General features: G+C 72.3%; 22 protein-coding genes. 3 read left to right on the forward strand and 19 right to left on the reverse strand.

Going from position 1 to position 23601, the window contains the following annotated elements; all coding sequences use genetic code 11:
* Both GSY69_RS10000 and glmS read right to left on the reverse strand, forming a co-directional pair.
* Nucleotides 1-489 (reverse strand): holo-ACP synthase (locus GSY69_RS10000; RefSeq protein ID WP_160953711.1); only part of this gene is annotated, 489 nt, incomplete at its 3' end.
* A 48-nt stretch (nt 490-537) separates the two neighbouring features.
* Entirely contained in the window at nt 538-2412 is a 1875-nt protein-coding gene (gene glmS / locus GSY69_RS10005; RefSeq protein ID WP_160953712.1) for a glutamine--fructose-6-phosphate transaminase (isomerizing), read from the reverse strand.
* A 207-nt stretch (nt 2413-2619) separates the two neighbouring features.
* Between glmS and GSY69_RS10010 the strand changes: the two genes are divergently transcribed.
* Nucleotides 2620-3438 (forward strand): aldo/keto reductase, encoded by an 819-nt coding sequence (locus GSY69_RS10010; RefSeq protein ID WP_160953713.1) that lies wholly within the window; start codon nt 2620-2622, stop codon nt 3436-3438.
* Between the two features lie 94 nt (nt 3439-3532).
* Here the strand turns inward: GSY69_RS10010 and GSY69_RS14225 are convergent, their stop codons facing one another.
* From GSY69_RS14225 to GSY69_RS10030, 5 genes are all read right to left on the reverse strand, one after another.
* Nucleotides 3533-3679: a hypothetical protein gene (locus GSY69_RS14225; protein ID WP_202411011.1), complete on the reverse strand. Its 147-nt coding sequence runs from the start codon at nt 3677-3679 to the stop codon at nt 3533-3535.
* 39 nt (nt 3680-3718) lie between these two features.
* Complete coding sequence (phnE, locus tag GSY69_RS10015; RefSeq protein ID WP_202411012.1) at nt 3719-5287, reverse strand: phosphonate ABC transporter, permease protein PhnE; 1569 nt, start codon at nt 5285-5287, stop codon at nt 3719-3721.
* Between the two features lie 26 nt (nt 5288-5313).
* Nucleotides 5314-6216, reverse strand: a complete 903-nt coding sequence (gene phnC / locus GSY69_RS10020; RefSeq protein ID WP_235936466.1) for a phosphonate ABC transporter ATP-binding protein — start codon at nt 6214-6216, stop codon at nt 5314-5316.
* Complete coding sequence (locus GSY69_RS10025) at nt 6216-7160, reverse strand: phosphate/phosphite/phosphonate ABC transporter substrate-binding protein (protein WP_160953714.1); 945 nt, start codon at nt 7158-7160, stop codon at nt 6216-6218. The genes phnC and GSY69_RS10025 overlap by 1 nt, the downstream gene beginning before the upstream one ends.
* Nucleotides 7161-7310: 150 nt before the next feature.
* Nucleotides 7311-8015 carry a GntR family transcriptional regulator gene (locus tag GSY69_RS10030; RefSeq protein ID WP_160953715.1) on the reverse strand — a complete coding sequence of 235 codons (705 nt, stop codon included), beginning with the start codon at nt 8013-8015 and terminating at the stop codon, nt 7311-7313.
* Nucleotides 8016-8143: 128 nt separating this feature from the next.
* Between GSY69_RS10030 and coaA the strand changes: the two genes are divergently transcribed.
* Nucleotides 8144-9208 (forward strand): type I pantothenate kinase, encoded by a 1065-nt coding sequence (coaA, locus tag GSY69_RS10035; protein WP_160953716.1) that lies wholly within the window; start codon nt 8144-8146, stop codon nt 9206-9208.
* A 103-nt stretch (nt 9209-9311) separates the two neighbouring features.
* Nucleotides 9312-11189 (forward strand): ABC transporter ATP-binding protein, encoded by a 1878-nt coding sequence (locus GSY69_RS10040; RefSeq protein WP_160953717.1) that lies wholly within the window; start codon nt 9312-9314, stop codon nt 11187-11189.
* A 1-nt stretch (nt 11190) separates the two neighbouring features.
* Here the strand turns inward: GSY69_RS10040 and GSY69_RS10045 are convergent, their stop codons facing one another.
* The 12 genes from GSY69_RS10045 to GSY69_RS10100 all read right to left on the reverse strand — a co-directional run.
* Nucleotides 11191-12318: a hypothetical protein gene (locus tag GSY69_RS10045; RefSeq protein ID WP_328698840.1), complete on the reverse strand. Its 1128-nt coding sequence runs from the start codon at nt 12316-12318 to the stop codon at nt 11191-11193.
* Nucleotides 12315-13226 (reverse strand): SDR family oxidoreductase, encoded by a 912-nt coding sequence (locus GSY69_RS10050; protein ID WP_160953718.1) that lies wholly within the window; start codon nt 13224-13226, stop codon nt 12315-12317. Before GSY69_RS10050 ends, GSY69_RS10045 begins: the two co-directional genes overlap by 4 nt.
* 75 nt (nt 13227-13301) lie before the next feature.
* The gene (locus GSY69_RS10055; protein WP_160953719.1) at nt 13302-13760 is read right to left on the reverse strand and encodes a hypothetical protein; all 459 of its coding nucleotides are present in this window, start codon (nt 13758-13760) and stop codon (nt 13302-13304) included.
* Nucleotides 13761-13842: 82 nt separating this feature from the next.
* Nucleotides 13843-14526 carry a phosphonatase-like hydrolase gene (locus GSY69_RS10060; protein ID WP_160953720.1) on the reverse strand — a complete coding sequence of 228 codons (684 nt, stop codon included), beginning with the start codon at nt 14524-14526 and terminating at the stop codon, nt 13843-13845.
* Between the two features lie 151 nt (nt 14527-14677).
* A complete protein-coding gene (gene glmM / locus GSY69_RS10065) occupies nt 14678-16039 on the reverse strand; it encodes a phosphoglucosamine mutase (RefSeq protein ID WP_160953721.1) in 1362 nt (453 codons plus the stop codon).
* Nucleotides 16040-16117: 78 nt separating this feature from the next.
* On the reverse strand, nt 16118-16960 hold the full coding sequence (locus GSY69_RS10070; protein ID WP_160953722.1) for a phosphosulfolactate synthase: 843 nt from the start codon (nt 16958-16960) through the stop codon (nt 16118-16120).
* 69 nt (nt 16961-17029) lie between these two features.
* Complete coding sequence (locus GSY69_RS10075) at nt 17030-18418, reverse strand: MmgE/PrpD family protein (protein WP_160953723.1); 1389 nt, start codon at nt 18416-18418, stop codon at nt 17030-17032.
* A 178-nt stretch (nt 18419-18596) separates the two neighbouring features.
* Nucleotides 18597-19109 (reverse strand): 30S ribosomal protein S9, encoded by a 513-nt coding sequence (gene rpsI / locus GSY69_RS10080; RefSeq protein ID WP_160953724.1) that lies wholly within the window; start codon nt 19107-19109, stop codon nt 18597-18599.
* Between the two features lie 33 nt (nt 19110-19142).
* A complete protein-coding gene (gene rplM, locus GSY69_RS10085) occupies nt 19143-19586 on the reverse strand; it encodes a 50S ribosomal protein L13 (protein WP_160953725.1) in 444 nt (147 codons plus the stop codon).
* Nucleotides 19587-19852: 266 nt separating this feature from the next.
* The gene (locus GSY69_RS10090; protein WP_160953726.1) at nt 19853-22228 is read right to left on the reverse strand and encodes a bifunctional metallophosphatase/5'-nucleotidase; all 2376 of its coding nucleotides are present in this window, start codon (nt 22226-22228) and stop codon (nt 19853-19855) included.
* 111 nt (nt 22229-22339) lie between these two features.
* Nucleotides 22340-23215 (reverse strand): tRNA pseudouridine(38-40) synthase TruA, encoded by an 876-nt coding sequence (gene truA / locus GSY69_RS10095; protein WP_160953727.1) that lies wholly within the window; start codon nt 23213-23215, stop codon nt 22340-22342.
* A 2-nt stretch (nt 23216-23217) separates the two neighbouring features.
* On the reverse strand, nt 23218-23601 hold a 384-nt coding region (locus tag GSY69_RS10100; RefSeq protein ID WP_160953728.1), incomplete at its 5' end, for a hypothetical protein.

The raw sequence follows: 23601 nt of genomic DNA on the forward strand, positions 1-23601 counted from the left end.
CCGCGCCTCCCGGCCGGCCCGCGCGCGGGCGCGGAAGGCCTCGAGCTCGGCGAGCGCCTCGGGCGAGCCGGGCAGCAGCGGCGCCGGCTGGTCGACCGGGGGCGGCAGCGGCGCGCCGTCGCCCTCGACGATGACGTAGGTGACCGTGCGGCCGCCGTCGTGGCTGATGGACAGGTGGGCGGTCTGCGCGCCGCGCGCGCGGAAGTGCTCGAGGACCCAGCCGGTGAGCCGGAAGCTCGGCGCTCCGGAGAAGGCGGAGACGATCTCGGCCTCGTGCCACGGGATGATCTGCGGCAGCTGCAGCGCCTTGACGAGCGCCTCCTTCGCGGAGAACCGCGCGGCCAGCGACTCCGCGGACCGGCGGCGGCCGTTCCTGCGCAGCTGCTCGGCCGGCGTCAGCAGCCGGTCGAGCAGCTCCGGGACGCGCTCGATGTGCTCGGCGAAGCGGTCGACATCGGCGATGTCGATCCCGATCCCGATGATGCTCATGCCCGCGCCCCGCTCACGCCAGCGCCCGCGCCCGCTTCGAAGTCCGCGTCACTCGACGGTGACGGACTTCGCGAGGTTGCGCGGCTGGTCGACGTCGAGGCCCTTGTCCGTTGCGAGCTCCATCGCGAAGACCTGGAGCGGGACGGTGGCCAGCAGCGGCGCGAGCAGCGTGGCCGTCTGCGGCACGAAGATGACCTCGGAGGCGTACTGTCGGACCTCCTCGTCGCCCTCTTCGGCGATGACGATCGTGTTCGCCCCGCGCGCCCGGACCTCCTGGATGTTCGAGACGACCTTCGCGTGCAGCGAGTCGCGCCCGTTCTTCGAGGGCACGATGATGAAGACCATCTGCCCCTCGTCGATGAGCGCGATGGGCCCGTGCTTGAGCTCGCCGGCGGCGAAGCCCTCCGCGTGGATGTAGGCGAGCTCCTTGAGCTTGAGCGCGCCCTCCATGGCCACGGGGTAGCCCACGTGGCGGCCCAGGAACAGCACGGACTGCGTGTCCTTGTACTTCGCGGCGAGGTCGACGACCTGCTGCTTGTCCTCGTCGAGCAGGCGCTGGATCTTCGCGGGGATCTCCTGCAGCTCGCGGATGACCGTCTCGATCTCGTCGCGGTACTTGTTGCCGCGCAGCTGGGCGAGGTAGAGGCCCAGCAGGTAGCAGGCGACGATCTGGGAGAGGAACGCCTTCGTCGAGGCGACGGCGATCTCCGGACCGGCGTGGGTGTAGAGCACGGCGTCCGATTCACGCGGGATCGACGAGCCGTAGGTGTTGCAGATCGCGATGACCTTGGCGCCCTGCTCGCGGGCGTGGCGCACGGCCATGAGCGTGTCCATCGTCTCGCCGGACTGCGAGATGGCGACGATGAGCGTCTTCTCGTTCACGACCGGGTCGCGGTAGCGGAACTCGTGGGCGAGCTCGACCTCCGTGGGGATGCGGCACCAGTGCTCGATCGCGTAGCGGGCGACCTGCCCGGCGTAGGCGGCGGTGCCGCAGGCGATGACGACGATCTTGTCGATCGACTTGAGCAGCGATTCGTCGATGCGCATGTCGTCGAGGGTGAGGCGGCCCTCCAGGTCGAAGCGGCCCAGGAGCGTGTCCGCGACAGCCTGCGGCTGGTCGTGGATCTCCTTGTCCATGAACGAGGCGAAGCCGCCCTTCTCCGCGGTCGCCGGGTCCCAGTCGACCTCAAAGGGCGTGCCCTGCACCGGGTTGCCGTCGGCGTCGATGATGGCGACCTCGTCCGGGGTGATCGTGACGATCTCGTCCTGGCCGATCTCGACGGCCCTGCGCGTGTAGTCGATGAACGCCGCGACATCGGAGCCCAGGAAGTTCTCGTCCTCCCCCAGCCCGATGACGAGCGGCGAGTTCCGTCGCGAGGCCACGACCTTGCCCGGCTCGTCGGCGTGGACGGCGAGCAGCGTGAACGCGCCCTCGAGCTGGCCCGCGGTCAGGCGCATGGCCTCGGTGAGGTCGCCGGTGGCCCGGTAGTTCTTCGCCACCTGGTGGGCGGCGACCTCCGTGTCCGTCTCCGAGGCGAACGCGACGCCGTCGGCCAGCAGCGCTTCCTTCAGCTCGGCGAAGTTCTCGATGATCCCGTTGTGGATGAGTCCGAGCTTCCCGCCGTCGGCGAGGTGCGGGTGGGCGTTGGCATCCGTCGGCCCGCCGTGCGTGGCCCAGCGAGTGTGGCCGATGCCGGTCATGGCCTCCGGCAGCGGGTGCGCCTCGATCTCGTCGAGGAGGTTCTGCAGCTTGCCGCTCTTCTTGGCGCTGGCCAGTTCGCCGTCCTCGCTGACGAGGGCGACCCCCGCGGAGTCGTAGCCGCGGTATTCGAGCCGGCGCAGGCCGGCGAGGACGACGTCGAGGGCAGAGTGCCCCGCGGCGTCAGGGGACAGGGAGGAGACATATCCGACGATTCCGCACATGGGCGCAATTGTAGGGGATCGCGTCCCCTGCCCCGGGGGCGGGCAGAGCGGGCGTGACGCACGTCATCCACAGGGATGTCCACAGCCCCGGCGGCGGGGACATCCTCACCCGCGGCCCAGGCTCACCTGATAGGAAGAGGGGAGGACCCGGGCCACCGGGACGGTGCCGGCAATGCGCACGCCCCGCCCGCCTTCGAAGGGAGCACCATGGCAGTCCCCACCATCGAACTCAACGACGGCACGCACATCCCCCAGCTGGGCTTCGGCACCTGGCAGGTCGCCGACAACGACGCGGTGAGCGCCGTCGCCACGGCCCTGCAGACGGGCTACCGGCACATCGACACCGCCGCCGCCTACGGCAACGAGGCGGGCGTCGGGCGGGCCATCCGCGAATCGGGCATCGCCCGCGAGGACCTGTGGGTCACGACGAAGCTGTGGAACGACCGCCACGGCGATGCGCGCGCGGCCCTCGAGGAGAGCCTCGAGAAGCTCGGCCTCGACCGGGTGGACCTCTACCTCATCCACTGGCCGGTGGCCGGCTCCACCCAGCGCCCGGATGCCTGGCGCGCCATGATCCAGGCCCAGGAGGACGGGCTCGTCCGCTCGATCGGCGTGTCGAACTTCCTCGCGGACAACATCCGCGAGATCACGGACCTCTCCCAGGTCACCCCGTCGGTCAACCAGATCGAGGTGCACCCCACGTTCGGCAACGAGGCCCTCGTCCGCTTCGACCAGGACATGGGCATCGCCACGCAGGCCTGGTCGCCGCTGGGCCAGGGCAAGGACCTCGAGAACCCCACGGTCGAGCAGATCGCGCAGCGGCTGGGCAAGACCCCCGGCCAGGTCGTCATCCGCTGGCACCTCCAGGAGGGCCGCATCGTCATCCCCAAGTCCACGACGCCCGCGCGCATCGCGGAGAACTTCGAGGTCTTCGACTTCGAGCTGACCCCGGACGACCTCGCGGCCATCGACGGCCTGAGCACCGACGAGCGCATGGGCCCCGACCCCGCCGCGTTCGGCCAGTGAGCTGACGCACTCCTGCACTGACACCGCGCTCGAGGTGCGGGCCGAGTCCCACTCGGCCCGCACCTCGGGCGCGGTTGCTGGATCCCGACCCGGCTCAGCGGATGACGGAGCGGGTCCAGACCGACAGGCCCTCGACGAGCAGGACCGTGGCGAGGATGAGGCAGATGATGAACGTCACGACGTCGAACTGCATGACCCGGGCGGAGTTGAGCAGGTAGAAGCCGATCCCGCCGGCGCCCACGATGCCCAGCAGCGTGGCCGAGCGGATGTTCGTGTCGAGCTAGTAGAGCACGTGCGCGACGAGCGCCGGCATGGCCTGGCGCACGGTGGCCGCGAAGAAGACCTGCACGCGGGTGGCCCCGTTCATCCGGACGGCCTCCTGCACGCCGTAGTCGGTCTCCTCGAGCGAGTCCGCGATGAGCTTGGACAGCAGCCCGATGCTGCCGATTGCCAGCGCGAACGTGCCGGCCACCGGCCCCAGCCCCGTGATGACGATGAAGATGATCGCGAGGATGAGGTCCGGGATCGCGTGCACGCCCACGATGATGGCGCGGAAGGCCGCCGCGACCCCGCGGCTGGGCGCCACGTTCGCCGCCGCGAGCACCCCGATCGGCACGGACAGGATCCCGCCCAGCAGGGTGGCGGCCAGGCCGATCTGCAGGGTCGTGACCATCGCCGCGCCGAGTTCCGGCAGGATGCCCCCGGAGCTGGGCGGGAAGAACATCGCGAGCGTCTGCGGGAGGTTCGCAAGCGAGGCGAGCGCGGCCACCGGATCGAGCTGGGTGGCCGCGCCCGAGGCGGCGACGATGGCGAGCACGACGACGAGCGTGAGGAGGCGGCGGATCCGGTCGGCCGACCAGCCCGGCGACACCCGCACGGCGCCGTCCGGGGTGCGCTGGACCTCGTCGCCGGGCAGCGCGGGGGCGCTCTGCGCGGCCGCGGCGCCGGGCATCCGGCGCATGACGAACCCGTAGAGGCCCTGCTGGGCGGCGCCGGGGCTGCGCAGCAGGCGGGCCCGCAGCGCGCCGGAGAGCAGCTCAATGCCCACGCACAGGATGAGCACGATGAGCGCCCAGGCCATGCCGCAGTCGTACTGCATGGTGCGCATCGCGTCGGAGAGCTCCTTGCCGATGCCCACGACGCCCACGTAGCCCAGGATCACCGAGGTGCGCAGGTTGATGTCGAAGCGGTGCAGACCGGTGGCGATGATCTGGGGCATGACCTGCGGGATGACCGCGGTGACGACCTGCTGGACGCGGCCGCCGCCGGCGGCGCGCACGGCCTCGACGGGTCCCTCGTCGATCGACTCGATGGCATCCGCGTAGAGCTTGCCGACCATGCCCACCGAGTGCAGCCCCATCGCGAGGATGCCCGGCAGGGCGCCCAGGCCGAAGATGCGGAAGAACACGATCGCGAGCACGAGGTCCGGGATCGCGCGGGCGATGACGATGAGCACGCGCGCGGCCAGCCGGGTCGCGCGGTTCGGGGCCGTGTTCGTGGCCGCGAGCACGGCGACCGGCAGGCCGAGGATGACCGCCAGGAGGGTGGCGAGGAAGACGATGGCGAGCGTGAGCCCGGTCATCGAGACGATCTCGCCCAGGCTCGGGAAGTCCAGCGGGAATATCCGGGCGAGGAACTTCGCGGCGTTGGACACGGAGTCGATGACCGTGGCCACGTTGATCCGCAGCGAAATGAGCGACCACACGGACGCGGCGAACAGCGCGGCGAGGACGGCTGCCGCGGCGAGCGTGCGCGGCGCCGGCAGCGGCCGCCTGGGCGGGGCGAAGCGCGGTCCCTCGCCCTCCGGGCCGCGGTGGGCGTCGAGGGTCGCGACGGCGGGTGCGGACACCTCAGGCCTCCTGCACGGCGCGCGGTTCACCCGCCGCGGCGGCGGCAAGGGCCCTCGGGGTGGGCGACGCGGTCGTAGATCGCGTACGCGTCCTCCTGGCTCAGCCCCGCGGTCTCCTGGTCGAGGACGACCCGGCCCGCCTGCAGGCCGACGATCCGGTCGGAGAAGTCGAGGGCGATCTCCACCTGGTGGAGGCTGCAGACCACGGTGAGGTCCGATTCGCGTGAGATCCGGCCCAGCAGGTCGATGACGGAGGCCGCGGAGACGGGGTCGAGTGAGGCGACGGGCTCATCGGCCAGCAGGATCTTGGGCTCCTGGATGAGCGCGCGGGCGATCGCGACGCGCTGCTGCTGGCCGCCGGAGAGCGTGTCGGCGCGCTGGAAGGCCCTGTCGGCCAGGCCCACGCGGGCCAGCTGCTCCATCGCCTCGGCGCGCACGGCGCGGGGGTACATGAACAGGCCCATCCGGGGCCCGGCCAGCGAGCCGAGCCGGCCGGTGCACACGTTCTCCAGCACCGTCATCGAGCCCACGAGGTTGAAGTGCTGGAAGACCATCGCCACGTCCCGGCGCAGGGCCCGCAGCGCATGCGTGCCGGCGCGCTCCACCTGGGTGTCGAGGGTGCGCACGTGCCCGGCGGTGGGCTTGTGCAGGCCGTTGATGTGGCGCAGGAGGGTGGACTTGCCTGAGCCGGAGAGGCCCAGCAGCACGGTGATCCGCCCGGTGGCGAACGTCGCGGTGACGTCGTCGAGGGCGCGCTGGCCGCGGCGGAACTCCTTGACCACGCCGTCGAAGGCGATGGCGGGCTCCACGGCGTCGAAGGCGATGGCGGGCTCCACGGCGAGGGCCGGTGCCGTGGGATCGGAGGCGGTGGGTTCGGAGGCCGTGGAACCGGAGCGCGTGGGGTCGGGCAGCGTGGCGGTCATCGTCATCAGCCCTTCACGCACGAATCGGCCTTGGTGGCCTCGCAGACCTTGCGCACCGAGTCGTACGCGGAGTCCTCGAGCGGCACGTAGCCCCACGAGTCCTCGGGCAGCTCGCAGTCCTTGGCCGACGTGCACGTGCCGGCCTTGACGAGCGCGTCCTTGTTCAGCGTCTGGGTGAAGACCTGCTTGAGCTTGTCACGCAGGTCCTGGCTCAGCGAGTCCGAGGCCGCGACGGGGGTCGCCGGGATGAGCTCGGACTTCCAGATCTCGCGCAGCTGGCCCTTCTTCAGCTGGCCGGACTTGATGAGGCTGCCATTGACGACCGCGTCCTCGGCGAAGCCCGCATCGCAGCTGCCCTTCGCCACGGACAGCGCCGAGGAGTCGTGGCCTCCGGCCATGATGGGGCTGACGTCCTTCTTGGGGTCGATCCCGGCCTTCTGCAGGGCCGCGGACGGGTAGAGGTAGCCCGAGGTGGAGGTCGGGTCGACGAAGCAGACCTTCTTGCCCTTGAGGTCGTCCAGGCTCTTGATCGGCGAATCGGCGGGCACGACGCCGAACGAGTTGTAGCCGGGCTTGCCGTCCTTCTCCGTGATCTGGCCGCCCAGGATGTCGAGGCCCACCCCGGAATCGTGGGCGGCGACGTAGGACAGCGGGCCGTAGTTGGCCAGCTGGACCTTGCCCGCGCGCTGGGCCTCGATGACGCCGGCGTAGTCCGTCGCCGACTGCACCTGGACCTTCTTGCCGGTGGCCTTCTCGATCTCGGAGATGACGATCTTGAACTGCTGGGACAGGCTCTGGGACTCCTCCGAGGGAATCGCGGTGAAGACGAGGGTGTCCGGGTCGGAGTCGCCCGAGCCGCTCGAGCCCTGGGCGGCCGAGGGGCCGCAGGCGGCGAGGGCGAACAGGGAGACGGCGGAGAGTGCGGAGAGTGCGGCGGCGGGGGTGCGCATGGGTGAGCCCTTCGGTGATGCGGGCTGGAAGGCGGGCGGGGCCTGCGGCGGCGCGGCACGCGCCCGGCCGAGCGTGGCCGATGGAGGTGAGCCCGCGACGGCCGCCGGGTGAATGGCGGGCGCGGTGAGGTGAAGCCTGGGCGAACCCGCTCAGGCGCGGGCGAGCTCCATGACGATGCGCACGCTGTCCAGGCGCAGCCAGGCCCGGGAGACCAGCAGCGGTGAGCCGCTGGCGGCGTCGACGGTGTGGGTCTCGACGCTCCACACGGGTGCGGCCGCGTCGAGGCCCAGGTGCTCGGCGGCCAGCGCACTGGGCTGCTCGACGCTCGCGCGGGTGAGCGCGCACTCCGGGCGCGAGCCGTAGGCGGCGAGGATCTCGCAGACGGACTCGATGACGCCCAGGCCCGCATCGACATCGGCGGCGATGCCCGGGGTGACCCACTCGTCGATGAGCACGGCGCGCAGCCCGTCGATCTCACCGGTGCGCAGCAGCCGGCGGGCCGGGGCCGCCTCGGGTGCGCCCAGGACGTCGGCGACGGGCGCGGGCAGGGGCTCGATGGCGGTGGCGCTCAGCCGGGTGCGCAGGCTCGCCCCGGCGGACTCGATGAGGCCGTGGAAGCTCGGGACGGCGCCGTGGGCGAGCACGAGGTCGATCCGGCGCAGCGCGTAGGTGCCGCTGCCCTGGACCCGGCGCACGAGGAAGCGGGCCTCGAGCTCCGCGACGGCCGCGCGCACGACGCTGCGGCCCACTCCGAACCGGCGCATGAGCGCGTGCTCGCTGTCGATGCGCGCCCCGCCGGGCAGCTGTGCGACCTCGGCGGCGAGCGTGTGCGCAAGCTCGCGGGCGGTCGTCATGCTCGCACGCTAGGCCCTGCCGCGAAGGCGGGGCTGACGGCCGGCTGAACCGCAGGCAAACGTTGGGCGTCCGTCACGTGACACGCGCCCGACCGCCGCCTGAGACGCGCGCATGAGACAATCGGGCCATGCCGACCGACTCGGATGCCGCCCCCGCTCCCCACCACCACGTGGACCTCGAGCCCGCCCGGCGCCTCGTGGGCCTGCGGCCCGCCCGGCGCGCAGCCGATGCGGACTCCCTGTCCCCCTACTGGAGCTTCGACCGCACCTCGTGGTCGCAGCTGGCCGAGACGATGCCGCTGCCGCTGACCGCCCCGGACATCGAGCGGCTGCGGGGCCTGGGCGAGCGCATCGACGAGGGCGAGGTTTCGTCGATCTACCTGCCGCTCTCGCGGCTGCTCAACCTCTACGTCTCCGCGCGCGAGCTCAAGCACGACATCACCCGCGAGTTCCTCGCCCCGCTGCACGCCGACGGCCGCGATCCCGTGCCCAACCGCACGCCGTTCGTCATCGGCGTGGCCGGCTCCGTGGCCGTGGGCAAGTCGACGACCGCGCGCGTGCTGCGCGAGATGCTCGCCCGCTGGCCGGACACCCCGCACGTCGAGCTCATCACGACCGACGGCTTCCTCCTCCCCAACGCGGAGCTCGAGCGGCGCGGGATCGCCAACCGCAAGGGCTTCCCCGAGTCCTACGACCGGCGCTCGCTGCTGCGCTTCCTCGCGGCCGTGAAGTCCGGCGCCCCCGAGGCCCGCGCCCCCGTCTACTCCCACCACACGTACGACATCGTGCCCGGCGCCGAGGTCACGGTGCGCGCCCCGGAGGTCCTCATCGTCGAGGGCCTCAACGTCCTCCAGCCGGCCCGGCCGCGCCCGGACGGGCGGATGGGCGTGAGCGTGAGCGACTACTTCGACTTCTCCGTCTACGTCGACGCGAAGCCCCACGACATCCGCAACTGGTACATCGAGCGCTTCCTCAGCCTCCAGCACAGCGCGTTCTCCCAGCCGGACTCCTACTTCCACCGCTTCAGCGAGCTCGACACCGCCGACGCCCGGGCCCTGGCCGGGGAGATCTGGGACTCGATCAACGCGCCCAACCTCGCCCAGAACGTCGCGCCCAGCCGCGGGCGGGCCGATCTCATCCTCTCGAAGTCCCCCGATCACACGGTGCGCCGGATCCAGCTGCGCAAGCTCTGAGGCGCGTCCGGCAGGGCGGCCTGCGGGAATGGACCGCGCGCCCGGCGGGTTGTAGGTGGGTCCGCAGCCCACCGCCCACGCAGCCCACCGCCCCAGGAGCCCCATGTCGACACCCTCGCCGCAGGCGGCGATGTACCGCGCCACGAGCTCGCGCCGGACCGCCGGCGACGCTCCCGCGCGCATCACGCGGGCGACCCTGCGGCGCATCGCTGGGTTCGCCCGGCCCCACCGGGCCGCGCTGACGGCCTTCCTCGCGCTCTCCGCGCTCGCCTCGGTGCTCGGCGTCCTCACCCCCACGCTCGCGGGGCGGGTGGTCAACCTCATCACCGGGTCCGGCCCGATCTCCGCGATCGTCGCGCTCGCCGCGCTCATGGCCGGCCTCGCGCTCGCCGATGCCGCGCTCACGCTCGCCAACCGGCGCCTGTCCGCCGGGATCGGCGAGGGCATCATCTTCGACCTGCGGACCGCGGTGTTCGACCACGTGCAGCGGATGCCCGCGGCCTTCTTCAGCCGCACCCGCACCGGGGCGCTCGTCTCCCGGCTGAACTCGGACGTGATGGGCGCCCAGCGGGCATTCTCCAACACTCTCTCCGGCGTCGTCACGAACCTCATCTCCGTCGTGCTCACACTCGTGGTGATGGTGACGATCTCGTGGCAGGTCACCGCCCTCGCGCTGCTGCTCGTGCCGATCTTCGTCCTGCCCACCCGTCTGCTGGCCGGCCGGCTGGCCCGCCTCCAGTTCGAGACGGCGGACCTCAACGCCGCGATGTCGACGCGCATGACCGAGCGGTTCTCCGCCGGCGGTGCGATCCTCATCAAGCTCTTCGGCAGCCCCGCGCGCGAATCGGCGGAGTTCGCGCTGCGGGCCGGGCGCGTGCGCGACATCGGGGTGCGCACCGCGATGCTGCAGGCGGCCTTCGTCACGGCCCTCACCCTCGTCTCCGCCCTGGCGCTCGCGCTCGTCTACGGCCTGGGCGGCGCGCAGGCGGTCCTCGGCCACCTCGACGCCGGGCGCGTCGTGGCGCTGGCCATGCTCCTCACCCGGGTCTACACGCCGCTGACCATGCTCGCGAATGCGCGGATGGACATCACGAGCGCGATCGTGAGCTTCGAGCGCGTCTTCGAGATCCTCGACCTGCGCCCGGCCATCCGGGAGCCCGAGGCGCCCCGGCCGCTGCCGGCCGGCCCGCTGGCCGTGCGCTACGACGGCGTCCGGTTCGCCTACCAGTCGGCCAGCGAGGTCTCCCTGGCCAGCCTCGAAGACGTCGAGGCGCTCGATCCCCGCGCCGGCGAGGAGGTCCTCCACGGCATCTCGTTCGACATCCCCGCCGGGCACACGGTGGCCCTCGTGGGCTCCTCCGGGGCCGGGAAGTCCACGCTCGCCTCCCTGCTGCCGCGGCTGCACGACGTCACCGCGGGGGCCGTGAGCGTGGGCGGGGTCGACGTGCGCGAGCTGTCGTTTGCCGACCTGCGCGCCGCGGTGGGCATGGTGAGCCAGGACGGCCACCTGTTCCACGAGTCCATCCGGGAGAACCTGCTGCTCGCAGCGCCCGCGGCCACGGACGAGCAGCTGCGCGCGGCGGTGGAGGCCGCCCGGCTGGGCGAGGTGCTGGCCGAGCTGCCCGATGGGCTCGACACCGTCATCGGCGAGCGCGGCTACCGGCTGTCCGGCGGGGAGCGCCAGCGCCTGACGATCGCGCGGATGCTGCTGGCCGCGCCCCCGGTGGTCGTCCTCGACGAGGCCACCAGCGCCCTCGACTCGACGAACGAGGCCGCCGTCCAGGACGCGCTCGCCCACGTCATGGAGCACAGCACCGCGCTCGTCATCGCCCACCGGCTGTCCACGGTGCGCAGCGCGGACGAGATCCTCGTCATCGAGCACGGCGCGATCGTCGAGCGGGGCCCGCACGCGCGGCTGCTGGTCGCCGGCGGGCGCTACGCGCAGCTCTACGAGACCCAGTTCGCCCGGCAGGACGGCTGAGCTAGGAGGCGGCCTCGGCGCCCTCCGCCGCGGCCGCTTCGTCCTTGGCCGCGTCCTCCTGCTGGACGCGCAGCCGCTCGCGCTGGCCGTGGGTGAGCCGGCGGATGTCGGCATCGGAGTCGAAGCTCGCGCCCAGCGCGCCGGCGATGAGTCCCATCGAGGCGCTGAGCACGGCGATCCGCAGGTAGTTCATGAACCCTGCCGGGTGGCCCAGGATGTCGGCCATGTAGCGCACGTCGATGACGACGAGCGAGCCGCCCAGGATGAGCGCGCCGAGCGCCGCGAAGAGCGCGAGCACGCACACGAGCAGCGTGATGACCGTGGAGACGTTGTAGTAGAAGACGACGGAGGCGAGGCTCTCGCGCTCCGGGCGGTCCCACAGCCGGTTGCTCGCCATGAGCCAGGCGACCATGACGACCATGGCCAGCGCGGCGATCGCGAGCAGCCGCGGCCAGGGCAGGTAGTCCGCCATGATCCAGATCGAGTTGTAGAAGATGCCGAAGGCGCCGGCGGCGGCGGCCGCGGCGAGCACGCCGGACAGCCGGGGCAGGGAGCGCCACGGCTCGTTGGCCACGACCATGCCCGTCACGAGCCTGGGCCCGCCGAAGAACGTGTGCGCGTGGAGCGCGTAGCTGCGCTCGGACTCGCGGTAGCCCCACCGGCTCCAGTGCGGCTCCGGGTTGCCCGAGCCGTCCTTGAAGCCCAACTCAATGCGCTGGATGCACGCGGCGAGGATCCGGGTGAGGCGGCGCCTCGTGGCGAGCGCCCCGAACGTGGGGCAGGAGACGACGCCCACCTGCTCGTCGGGGAAGACCTCGGCGATGAGCGGGTGGCCGCGCTCGTGGCGGGGGATCTCCGTGAGCAGGATGGTGATGGGCGCCTCGGAATACTGCGCGTTGAGGTCGCGGGCTGTGGCGAGGTCGAGCGCGTGGTCCGGGGTGAGGAGGATGAGGCGGGTCTCGATCGCCACGTCCACGGTGCGCCGGCCGCCCTCGCTCAGCGCCTCGGCCAGCGGCTCGGCCACCGCCTCGGCGCGCTCGGTGGGCACGCCGGGGTCGGCGACGAGCAGCACGCGCAGCGGATGCGGCGCGATGCTGCCGTCGCCGGCCGCCCTCGCGGCCCGTCTCACGGAGTGGGCTGCCCGCCGGTCACGCTGAGCGTCTCGCCGACCACGTAGCTCGACTCCGGCGACGTGAGGAACACGTAGGCGGGGGCGAGCTCGGTGGGCTGGCCCGCGCGGCCCAGCGGCGTGCTCTTGCCGAACTCCGGCAGGGCGTCCTTCGGCTGGCCGTCGGAGACCTGCAGCGGCGTCCAGATGGGGCCGGGTGCCACGGCGTTCACGCGGATCCCGCGCGGCGCGAGCTGCTGGGCCAGGCCCTTGCTGAACGCGTTGATGGCCGCCTTCGTCGACGCGTAGTCGATGAGGTGCGGGGACGGGGTGTAGGCCTGGACCGACGTCGAGTTCACGATCGTGGAGCCCGCGGGCATGATGGCCGCCGCCGCCTTCGAGATCGTGAACATCGCGTGGACGTTCGTCTGGTACGTCTTCGACCACTGCTCATCGCTCAGGTCCGCGATGTCCTCGACCGCGATCTGGCGGCCCGCGTTGTTCACCACGGCGTCCAGGCCGCCCAGCGCCTCGGCCGCATGGCCGACGAGGTCCGCGGCGAAGGCCTCATCGGAGAGGTCGCCGGGGAACAGGAACGCCCGGGCGCCCGAGGCCTCGATGACGTCGCGCACGTGCTGGGCGTCGTCCTCCTCGTCGGGCAGGTAGTTGAGCGCGACGTCCGCGCCCTCCCGGCCGAAGGCGATCGCGACGGCGGCGCCGATCCCGGAGTCCGCGCCGGTGATGAGCGCGCGGCGGCCCTTGAGGCGGCCGGTGCCGCGGTAGCTGTCCTCGCCGCGGTCGGTCTGCGGCTCGAGGTCGCGGTCGAGGCCCGGCTCGGGCTGGTCCTGCTTGGGCGGGGTGATCTCCGGGAACCGGGTGACCGGGTCCTGGAAGGTGAGCTGGTCGGTCTGCTCGTCGGCCTGTGACATGAGTGCCTCCTTCGTTAAGTGCGCACCGCCGCGCCCCGGCGGCGACCGGGGGCGGCAAGGCGTCTTGCCACCACCCTACGCGCGCGGGGGCCCCGGACGCGAGCGCAGGGTCAGCCGGCCCACGGGAACGAAGGCCAGGGCGGCCGGCACGCACACGATCGCCAGGCACAGCGCCACGTAGAGCGCGTTCGTCAGCCACAGGACCGCGAGCAGGTAGACGATGAGCGGCGCGGACAGCGCCAGGAACAGGGCGGTGAGCCACAGCCAGCGCCACGGCGGGCCCGCGCTCGCGCGACCGGGCGCCGGCGCCTGCCCGTCCAGCGGCACGGCGCGGGCGCGCACCCAGCCCACGACGGCGCCCAGCGCGGCGGCGAGTGCCCCGAGCACGGCGAACGAGCTCGTCAGCCCCGCGAGCACGGCGATCGGCCCGCTCAGGCCGCCCGCCGCGCGCAGCACCAGGGTGAGCGCGCAGACGAACAGGGCGGCCGCGGCGGTGCAGCCGGCGGCGACGAGGGCGCTGCGCGGGGGTGTCATGGGCCCATCATCCCAGCCGGGCCCGCCCCCGCGCCCGCGGTCCCACTCCGCGAGCCGAGGCGGTCCGCCCCGCCCAGGCGGCTCAGAGGCCCAGGTGGGCCGGCAGGTCCGCCAGCGAGTCCAGCACGGCGGTGGCCCCGGCGGCCTCGAGCGCGGGGCGCTCGAGCTTGCCCGTCAGCACGCCGATGACGTGCGCGGCGCCGGCGTTGCGGCCGGCCTCGACGTCGACCCGCGTGTCCCCGGCCACCACGACGGTGCCGACCGCGGCGGTGCCGGTGGCCTCCATCGCGGAGAAGATCTTGTACGGGTAGGGCCGGCCCGCGGCCACCGTGTCGGCGGTGATGAGCGCGTCGAGCAGCTCGCCCTCGCCCACCTTCCAGCCCAGCTGGGCCAGCAGCGGCTCGGCGACGTCGGCGGAGAAGCCGGTCGTGAGCGCGACCTTGGCGCCGGCGGCGCGCAGCGCGCGCATGGTGTCCTCCGCACCGGGCAGGGCGACCGGCGGGTCTTCGCGGTAGCGCTGGGCGAGCAGCTCCTTGAACCGGGCGAAGGCCGCCTCGACCCGCTCGGCGGTGGGCTCGACCCCGCCCTCGGACATGAGGTGGGAGATCGCCTCCGTCTTGTCCGCGCCCATCCACGTCTGCACACCCTCGTCCGTGACGGCCGCGCCGGTCTCCTCCACGGCCTCGCGCAGCACGCGGTAGACCCCGCCGTGCTCGTCGACCGTGGTGCCGGCGATGTCGAAGGCTGCCAGGCTGATCTGGGGCATGTGGGCGACTCCTCGGATGCGAGATGGTGGGTGTCGGGCTTGTGCGGTGCCGGGGGGCGGCACGGCGAGGCTAGCACCGCGGGCCGGCCCCGGCCCCGCTGCCCGGCGGCGGGCGGGTGAACAGCCGGCCAACGCCTCGGGCGCGGGCGGCTCAGCCGCCCAGGCTCAGGCGGTCCCGGACGACGGCGGCCAGGCGCTGGGCCTGCGCCTTGGCCTGGGCGGCGGAGGCGGCCTCGACCATCACCCGGATGAGGGGCTCCGTGCCCGAGGCGCGCAGCAGCACCCGCCCGGTGTCGCCGAGCTCCTCCTCCACCGCGGCGACCTCCGCGGCGACCTGCGCATCGTCCGTGCGCGCCTTGTTCACGCCGCGCACGTTGACGAGCTCCTGGGGCAGCTGCGGGATCTCGGCGGCGAGGTCGGCGAGCGTACGGCGCTCGGCGGCCATCCGGTGCATGATGTGCAGCGCGGTCTGGACGCCGTCGCCGGTGGTGCCGTGGTCGAGCATGAGGACGTGCCCGGACTGCTCGCCGCCCAGGGAGTAGCCGTCGGCGAGCATGCGCTCGAGGACGTAGCGGTCCCCCACCGCGGTCTGGACGGTGTCGATGCCGTGCTCGCCCATCGCCAGGCGCAGGCCCAGGTTGGACATGACGGTGGTGACGAGCGTGCCCCGGGCCAGCCGGCCGGCCGAGTGCAGCCCGATCGCGAGGATGCCCATGATCTGGTCGCCGTTGACCTCGCGGCCCAGCGCGTCGACGGCCAGGCAGCGGTCCGCGTCCCCGTCGAAGGCGACGCCCAGGTCCGCCTGGTGCTCGACGACCGCGGCCTGGAGGTTGCCGATGTGGGTCGAGCCCACGCCGTCGTTGATGTTGAGGCCGTCGGGCTCGGCGGCGATGACGATAACCTCGGCACCGGCCTGGCGCAGGGCGGCCGGGCCCACGACGCTCGCGGCGCCGTTCGCGCAGTCGACGACCACCGAGAGGCCGGAGAGCGGGCGGGCGTCGGCCGCGCCCAAGGTGGCCACGAGGTGCTCGGTGAATTCGTCCGCGGCCGCCGGGTACCGGTTGATCCGGCCCACCGCGGCCCCGGTGGGCCGCTCCCAGTCCGTCTCGAGCACGGCGAGGATCTCGTCCTCGACCGCGTCGTCGAGCTTGGTGCCGCCGGGGCCGAAGAACTTGATGCCGTTGTCCGGCATGGGGTTGTGCGAGGCCGAGAGCACGACGCCGAACGCGGCGCCGGTGGCCGCCACCGCGTGGGCGACGCCCGGGGTGGGCAGGATGCCGGCGTCGCGGACGTCCACGCCGGTCGACGCGATGCCCGCGCACGTGGCCGCGGAGAGGAACTCGCCGCTGATGCGCGTGTCGCGGCCGACGATGGCCACGGGCCGCGCGCCGTCGGCCGCCTGGGCCGCGCCCAGGACTCGCGAGCCCGCGACCGCGAGCTGCAGGGCCAGGCGGGCGGTGATGTCCGCGTTCGCCAGGCCCCTGGCCCCGTCCGTTCCGAACAGTCTCGACATTGCGCTTCCTTCCGTTTGCCTGCGCGCCAGTCTAGTTCGGCCGGCGCGCAGGCTCGCGGAGGGTGGGCGGGGCGGGTCTCAGCCGCGCGGGGCGGGGTTGATGACGCGGCCCCACGTGCTCTTGTTGCCCCAGATGTTCTGGCGCAGGCCCTCGAGCTGGAGGATCTGGGAGTGGTCGACGAAGAGGTTGACCTCGTTGCCGTAGTTCTTGATGTACCACTCGAAGACCGGGCCGTCGGCGGCCTCGAACATGACGTTGTCCAGGCCCAGGCCGTTGATGATCGAGGCGGCCGCGGCGGTGTTCCACTCCGTGACGTTCTCCGTGATGCCCTCGGACTCGATCATGATGATCGAGGCGCCGGCGTCGAGGGCGCGCCGGCCGCGGTCGACGAGGTCGCCGATGTCCTTCGCGGACTCCGCGGCGAGCTCCGCCTCGCCGGAGTCGCCCCCGGAGCCGATCTGGATGCCGAGCTCCGGCTTGGCCTTGAGGCCGGCCTTCGTCACCTTCTCCACGAGGCGCTCGAGGCCGCTGGTGGGCAGCATGATGAAGCCGGTGGAGATCTCGATGACGTCGAAGCCCACCTCCTTGGCCTGCTTGAGGTATTCGTCGACGGCGTCATCCCCGTAGCGCAGCACGGTCTCGATCCAGCCACCGGAGGAGACGTAGGAGTCGTTCTCGTGGGCGATGTCGCTGAACGCGCGCACCTGCTCCTGCGGGACGAGGGCGAACGAGCCGCCCGCCCACTTGATGCCGTCCACCCACTGGCCGGCGACGTCGAAGACGTCGCGCAGGTGGCGGGTGCCGAAGGTGGAGTAGTAGGGGGCGCGGATCTCGGTCATCCCGATGGTGCGCGGCTTGGCGGGGCGCCAGGCGCGGGGGACGAAGTTCATGGCGACGTCGAAGTCGATGGCATTGGACATGGTGGTGGTCCTTCCTTCGTGATGGGTTCGCGGGGTGGTCGGTGCGGGTGGGTCCGGGGGCCGGTTCGCTCAGGAGCGCTCGCGGCCGACCTGGGCGAGCAGCTCGGTGAGCGCGCTGACCGGGCGGTCCTCGAGGCCGTGGATGGTCTGCGCAAGGCGCTCGCGGAGGTCGGCAGCGGCGAACGGGGCGGCCAGGGCGTCGAACTTCTCGCGGGCGGCCTCCCACGTCAGCGGGTGGGTCGTGAAGCCCTCGTAGTCATCGGTCTGGGCGCGGAAGACCGTTCCGTCGCCCAGGGTGACCGTGAGGTCGGCGCACATGTGCTCCGGGAAGCGGTCGCTGAACTCCTGGGAGGGGGTGATCGCCACCTTGCGCATGAGGTCCTGCACGTCGTCGGCGACGATGCGCTCGGGCTCGTACTGCTCGGGGTTGAGGCGCCCGTCGAGCAGCACGACCGCGAGCATCCACGGCAGCGAGTGGTCCGCCTCCTCCTTCGTGCGCACGAGCCGCTTGTCGCCCTCCTCCCCGCCGCCGATGATCCGGTGGGCGACGTCGAAGGTCGTCAGCTCGACCTTCGCGATCGCATCGGCGCGGAAGCCCTCCTGGGCGCGGATGTCCTGGGCCGCATCGAGCGCGGACTGGGAGTGGATCTCCGCGTTGTGCTTCTTGATGATCGTGCCGGTGACCTTCTCGAGGTCCTCGGCGGACCAGTCGAGCTCGTAGTCCCCGGCCAGGGCGCGGAAGCCCTTGTTGCCCTCGAAGACGGCCTCGGGACCCGTGATGCCATGCGCGGCGAGTTGGGCTGCGAACACGCCCTCCTTCGCCACGTGCGGGTAGGCCAGGCCCTTCCAGTGGCTGAGGTTGCCGGTGCGGGTCACGCGCAGCGCCACGTTGGCGGTGCCGCAGATCGCGGCCGCGTTGGCGATCTGGTCCTCGTCCAGGCCCATGGCCCGGGCCGCGGCGGCGCCGGCGGCGAACGCGCCCTGCGTCGTGTGGTCGAAGCCCAGGTCGCGCACCGGCGCCACGTCGGAGAGCCGCGCGTGGATCTGGTAGGCCACCGCGAACGCGGTGAGGAATTCCCGGCCACTGGCGCCCACGGACTCCGCGGCGGCGAGGACGGCGCCCATGTTGTCCGAGGGGTGGTTCGTCTCCCTCTTGGCGAGGTAGGCGTCCATGAAGTCGAGGTACCGGCTGAGCGCCGCGTTGTAGAAGGCGGCGTGGTCGGGGCTCGCAGAGCCGCCGCCGATGAGCGTGGCGCCCGTGCCGCCGTCGGCGGTGACGAGCGCGCGGATCGCCCGCAGCGGCTGCGCGTCGAGCGCGCCGATCGCCACGCCCACCGTGTCGAGCACGCGGATCTTGAGCTGCTCGAGTGCCGCCGGGCTGAGCTGGGACAGGTCCGCCTGCGCGGCGAAGCGCGCGAGCTGCTGGACCTCGGTGCGGGATTCGGTCGGAGCTGACATCCGTTCTCTCCTCTCTGCCGGGCCGCCACTGCGGCTCGATCGCTTTAGGTACTTCTAACCTAAGCAGCATGTATCTCGACGTCAAGATACTTTTGAGGAGACGTGAATCACAGCAGGCCCCGACCAAGCGGTCGGGGCCTGCTGTGCGGTGCGGTGCGCCGGGCTGCGGCGCGGTCGATCAGCGCTTCGAGAACTGCGGCGCCTTGCGGGCCTTCTTGAGGCCCGCCTTCTTGCGCTCGGGCACGCGCGCGTCGCGGGTGAGGAAGCCTGCCTTCTTCAGCTCCGCGCGGTTGGCCTCGCGGTCGATCTCGTTGAGCGAGCGGGCGATGCCCAGGCGGACCGCGCCGGCCTGGCCGGAGGGGCCGCCGCCGTGGATCCGCACGTGGACGTCGAAGCGGCCCTCGAGGTCGAGCAGGCGGAAGGGCTCGTTGACGAGCTGCTGGTGCAGCTTGTTCGGAAAGTAGGTCTCCAGGTCGCGGCCGTTGATGGTCCATTCGCCGGAGCCCGGGACCAGGCGCACGCGGGCGATCGCCTGCTTGCGGCGGCCCACGCCGGAGCCGGGGGCGGTGATGGACTGCCCGCGGCCGCCGGCCACGGACTCGCCCAGGCCGGCCGACGCCGGGGTCTCGGTGGAGTATTCGGTCAGTTCGACGTCCTCGACGACGTCAGGGGTGTTGGCGGTGTCAGCCACGTCTCTCCTCGGAAGTTGTGTTGCCGTCGGCGCTTACTGCGCGACCTGGCTGATTTCGTACGGCTGCGGGTTCTGGGCCGAGTGCGGGTGCTGATCGCCCGCGTAGACCTTGAGCTTGCGCATCTGCGCACGGCCCAGGCGGTTCTTGGGCACCATGCCCGCGATGGCCTTCTCGACGGCGCGCTCCGGGTAGGTGGCGAGCAGCTCCGTGTAGTTCACGCTCTTGAGGCCGCCGGGGTAGTTCGAGTGGCGGTAGGCGCGCTTCTGCTCCAGCTTGGCGCCGGTGAGCGCGACCTTGTCGGCGTTGATGATGATCACGAAATCACCCGTGTCGACGTGGGGGGCGAACGTCGGCTTGTGCTTGCCGCGCAGCAGGCGCGCGGCCTGCGAGGCAAGCCGGCCGAGGACCACGTCCGTGGCATCGATGACGTGCCACTGGCGCTGAACATCGCCGGGCTTCGGGGTGTACGTACGCAAAAGTAGCCTTCTTCTCGTTGTACTTCGGTCCACAGCACGGTTGGGCGCGCAGGTCGTGATCTGGCGGTGCGCCCAAGCAGGCTTTCTCTCATGCGCGGTACGAATCGGGACCCACCGGCCTGCAACGCGACTAGAGGCGAAAGGGGCACGCAGACGTACGCAACGACTAGCAAATCTAGCGCAGTCCGGCCCCGCCGCGCAAATGCGCGACGGGGCCGGACGGTCATCCCGGGTCACCGGGCGGGGCGCTCAGCCCCGGCGGGGGCTCAGTCCCGGCGGCGGGTCAGCGCCATCGTCGCGCCGCCCACGAGGAGCAGGAGCGCAGCCGCGCCCACGAGGCCGGCGATCTGGGCGCCGGTGCGCGGCAGGTGCCCGCTGCCGGAGCCGCTGTCGTCGCGGCCGTCGTCTCCGGGCCGCTGCGGGCCCGAGGTGCTGCTGGGCTCCTCGTCCGGGCCTGGCTGGCCGGGTCCCTGGCTGGGGTCCTGGCTGGGATCCTGGCTCGGCTCGTCGCTGGGCTGCTCACTGGGCGGCTGCGTGGGGTCCGGTGCCGGGGCCGCGTCGACCTCGGCCGCGTGGACGAGCGGCAGCGGATCGTCGTCCCAGAACGCGTGCGCGCGGTCGGACGTCAGCGCGACCTGCAGCGGCTGCGCGGTGGCGGGCGCGGCCTGCGCGGCGGCTGCGCGGGCGCCCCGGGCGCTCGCCTGGGCGCCCTGTGCCCCGCCGGAGACCGTGAACGCGACCTTCGCGGTGCCGGCCCTGCGCGCCTCGATGATGAGCTCGGAGCCATCGGCCTTCGTGCCCTCGGCAGCGGCGAATGCCACCTTCGCGCCCTGCGGCGCGCTCACGGCGAAGCGCAGCGGACCGGGCACGTCCTTCTTCGCGGCGAGCGTGAGCTCGTAGCGCTGCCCCGTCTCGCCGCCGCCCTGCGCGACCTTGACGCTGTAGGACAGGTCGTTTGCCTCGATCATGTCCTCGGCGGCATCGGCCTGGCGCTCCCTGCGGTCCGGGGCGAGGTCCTTGTGCTTGGCGAAGTAGGACTTCCACACGTCGAAGTCGGTGAGCCCGGACTGCTCGAACTCCCCCTTGGAAAGGGCGGTGAAGTTGTCCCCGCCGGCGGCCAGGAAGCTTAGCGTGGCCACGCGGTAGGTCTTGTCCGCGTCGATCTTCTTGCCGTCGATGAGCACGGACTTCACGCGCTGCTTGGTGTCCTTCGAGTCGTAGACGACGCGCACGTTCTTCGACACGCCCAGGTGGAGGAAGGGCCGCGAGGAACCTTCGGGCTGGAACTGCTGCTCGAAGACCTCCTCGAGGTCCTTGCCCTTGAGCGCGACCACGCCGTAGTCGTTGGCGAACGGCAGGACCTGGTTGAGCTCGCCCACCGTGACCTCGCCCGGCTTCTCGGAGCCGAACTGGGAGTCCTTCTTCAGGTCCGCGCGCATCCCGCCGGGATTCGTCAGGCCCAGATCGGCCGCCTTGAGCTGCGAGCCCTCGGTGCCCTCCTTGAGCGCATCGCCCACGAGGTTGCCAAGCGTCGACTCCGCGGCGCGGTCCTCCGCGCCGTCGTCCTTCTTCGCCCGGTCGAAGTCGTCGGCGATCGTGCCGGCCACCTCCGAGCCGATCTCCTTGGCCTTGTCCTCGGCGTCCTCGATGATCCCCTTGGCCTTCTTCACGGCGGCCGAGTCGAAGTCGACGCCCTTCGTCTCGAGGAGCTTGTCCGTGCCGTCCTTGACCGTCCAGTCGCCGTTGCCCTCCGAGGTGAGGATGGACTGGCCGACCTTCGTGCCGTAGTTCGACGCCTGCATGATGGGCCGGGTGCGGTCCGTGCCGGGGATCCGCTCGGTGAAGTTCATCGACAGGTGGGTGTGGCCGAAGTACATGGCGTCGATCGAGGCGTCGGCGCCCTCGACGATCTTCTTGAACTCGGGGCCCGCCTGCTTGGCGACCTCGAGGGTCTTGTCCGGCTGCGAGGAGCCGATGTGCGCGGTGAGCACCGTCATGTCCGGCTTCTGGTCCGCCGGCAGGGCCGCCATCTCCTTGGCCGCGCGGTTGATGCCCTCGAGCGGGTCGCCGAACGTCACGTCCTTGATGCCGTCGGGTGAGACGAGGCTCGCGGTCTCCTTCGTCACGACGCCGATCACGCCGATCTTCACGCCGCCCTGCTCGATGACCTTGTAGGCCTTCATGCCGGGGGCGATGTTCTGCGTGCCCTTCGTGTAGACGTTGGCGCCCAGGAACGGGAAGTCCGCGCGCTTGGACAGCCGGTTCGCGATGTCGTCGGCGCCCTTGTCGAACTCGTGGTTGCCCACGGAGGACGCATCGAGCTCGATCGCGTTGAGGTAGTCGATCGTGGGGTTGTCCTGCTGCGAGGACGACGCGTAGGTCGAGGCGCCCACGTTGTCGCCGGAGGACACGAGTGCGGTGGGGATGTCCTTGTGCAGGCTGCGCTCGCGCTCGATGACCGAGGCGAGGCCGGCACCGGCGCCGTCGCCCAGGCGGCCGTGAAAGTCGGTGAGGGAGAGGAGCTGGACGTCCTTGCCCTTGGCGGCGGGGGCATCGGCATCGGCGGCGAGGGCCGGCACCGCCCCGAGGGGCACGAGGAGGGTGACGGCCGCGGCGGCCGCGCTCAGGCGTACGGGATGCATGCGGGACTCCGATGGGTAGGGGGAAGGCGGTGTGACCCCATCCTGCCAGGATTCGCCCAGGTTTGTGCGCAACATCTCATGAACGGCACATGAAGCACCCAGATAGCAGTATCAGTGCTGGTGAGAGCCAATGTCAGGGCGCCGGGCGCGTGTCGTGCGCGCCTGGGCCGCGAACTCCTGGGGGTCCGGATAGCCGATCGCCTCGAGCACGAGGCCGTGGGCGGGCAGCACGGACATGGGCCCCAGCGCCGCCTTGCCCTCCCCCGCCTCGGCGCGGGCGAGCAGCTCGGCCGGGCGGCTGGCCGGCCACGCCCCGGAGCCCACGCGCACGAGGCCGCCCACGAGGGCGCGGACCATGTGGTGGCAGAACGCATCGGCGCGCAGGCGGACCTCGAGGGCGTCATCGGCATCGCGGGCCACCTCCAGGGCGAACAGCGTGCGCACCGTCGTGGCCTCCGGGCGCGGCTTGCAGAACGGCAGGAAGTCGTGGAGGCCCAGCAGCTCGCCGGCGGCCCTGGCCATCGCCGCCTCGTCGAGCCTGCCGCGGTGCTCGGCGGTCGAGTCCGCGCGCAGCGGATCGCGGAAGGTCGCAGCGTCCGCGAGCCGGTAGCGGTAGGCCCGCCACACAGCGGCGAAGCGGGCGTCGAAGTCCGGCGGGGCCTGCGCGGCGGAGTGGATCGCGATGTCGCGCGCACCGCCGCGGCCCAGGGCGCCGCGCAGCCGCGCGGCCAGGGCAGCGCCGGGCTCGCGGTCGCCGCGCCCGGCCAGGCGGGCGAGCGCGGGAGCCTCGAGATCGAGGTGGAGGACCTGGTGGCGGGCGTGGACGCCGGCGTCGGTGCGGCCCGCGACGACCGTGGCCACGGGCGCGCCGGTGACGAGGGCGAGCGCGTCCTCGACCTCCCCCTGGACGGTGCGCAGGCCCGGTTGGCGGGCCCAGCCGTGGAAGTCGGTGCCGCGGTAGCCCAGGTCGATGCGGAAGCGGGTCACGCTCAGTCCTCGCTGAGCCGGCCGGGGCGGTAGCGGTCGGAGCCCTCGGAGCCGAGGGCGGTGCCCGGCCCGGCCGCGGGCTCCGGATCGTCGACGGGCTCCGGCGCGTCCGGATGCGCGTAGCGCAGCCGCGCGACCGGCGCGTGGCGCCCGCGCAGGGGCAGCGACAGGGGTGCCGCGCGGCGGCGGGTGTAGCGCGCGGCGTTGAGCGAGTAGTAGCGCACGCCCGCGATGATGCGGCCCTCGATGATGTGCAGCTGCGTGCTCAGGCACTCGTCGGCGGCCTCGGGCGCCGCGGCCGGGGCGGCGGCCAGGGCGCCGTCGACGATCCGGAGCCCGCGGCCGGGCCGGGCACCGCCCTCGGCTCCGAGGGCTCCGACCGCTAC

It is taken from the genome of Brevibacterium rongguiense, assembly GCF_009857845.1.
In the GTDB taxonomy this organism is placed as follows: domain Bacteria; phylum Actinomycetota; class Actinomycetes; order Actinomycetales; family Brevibacteriaceae; genus Brevibacterium; species Brevibacterium rongguiense.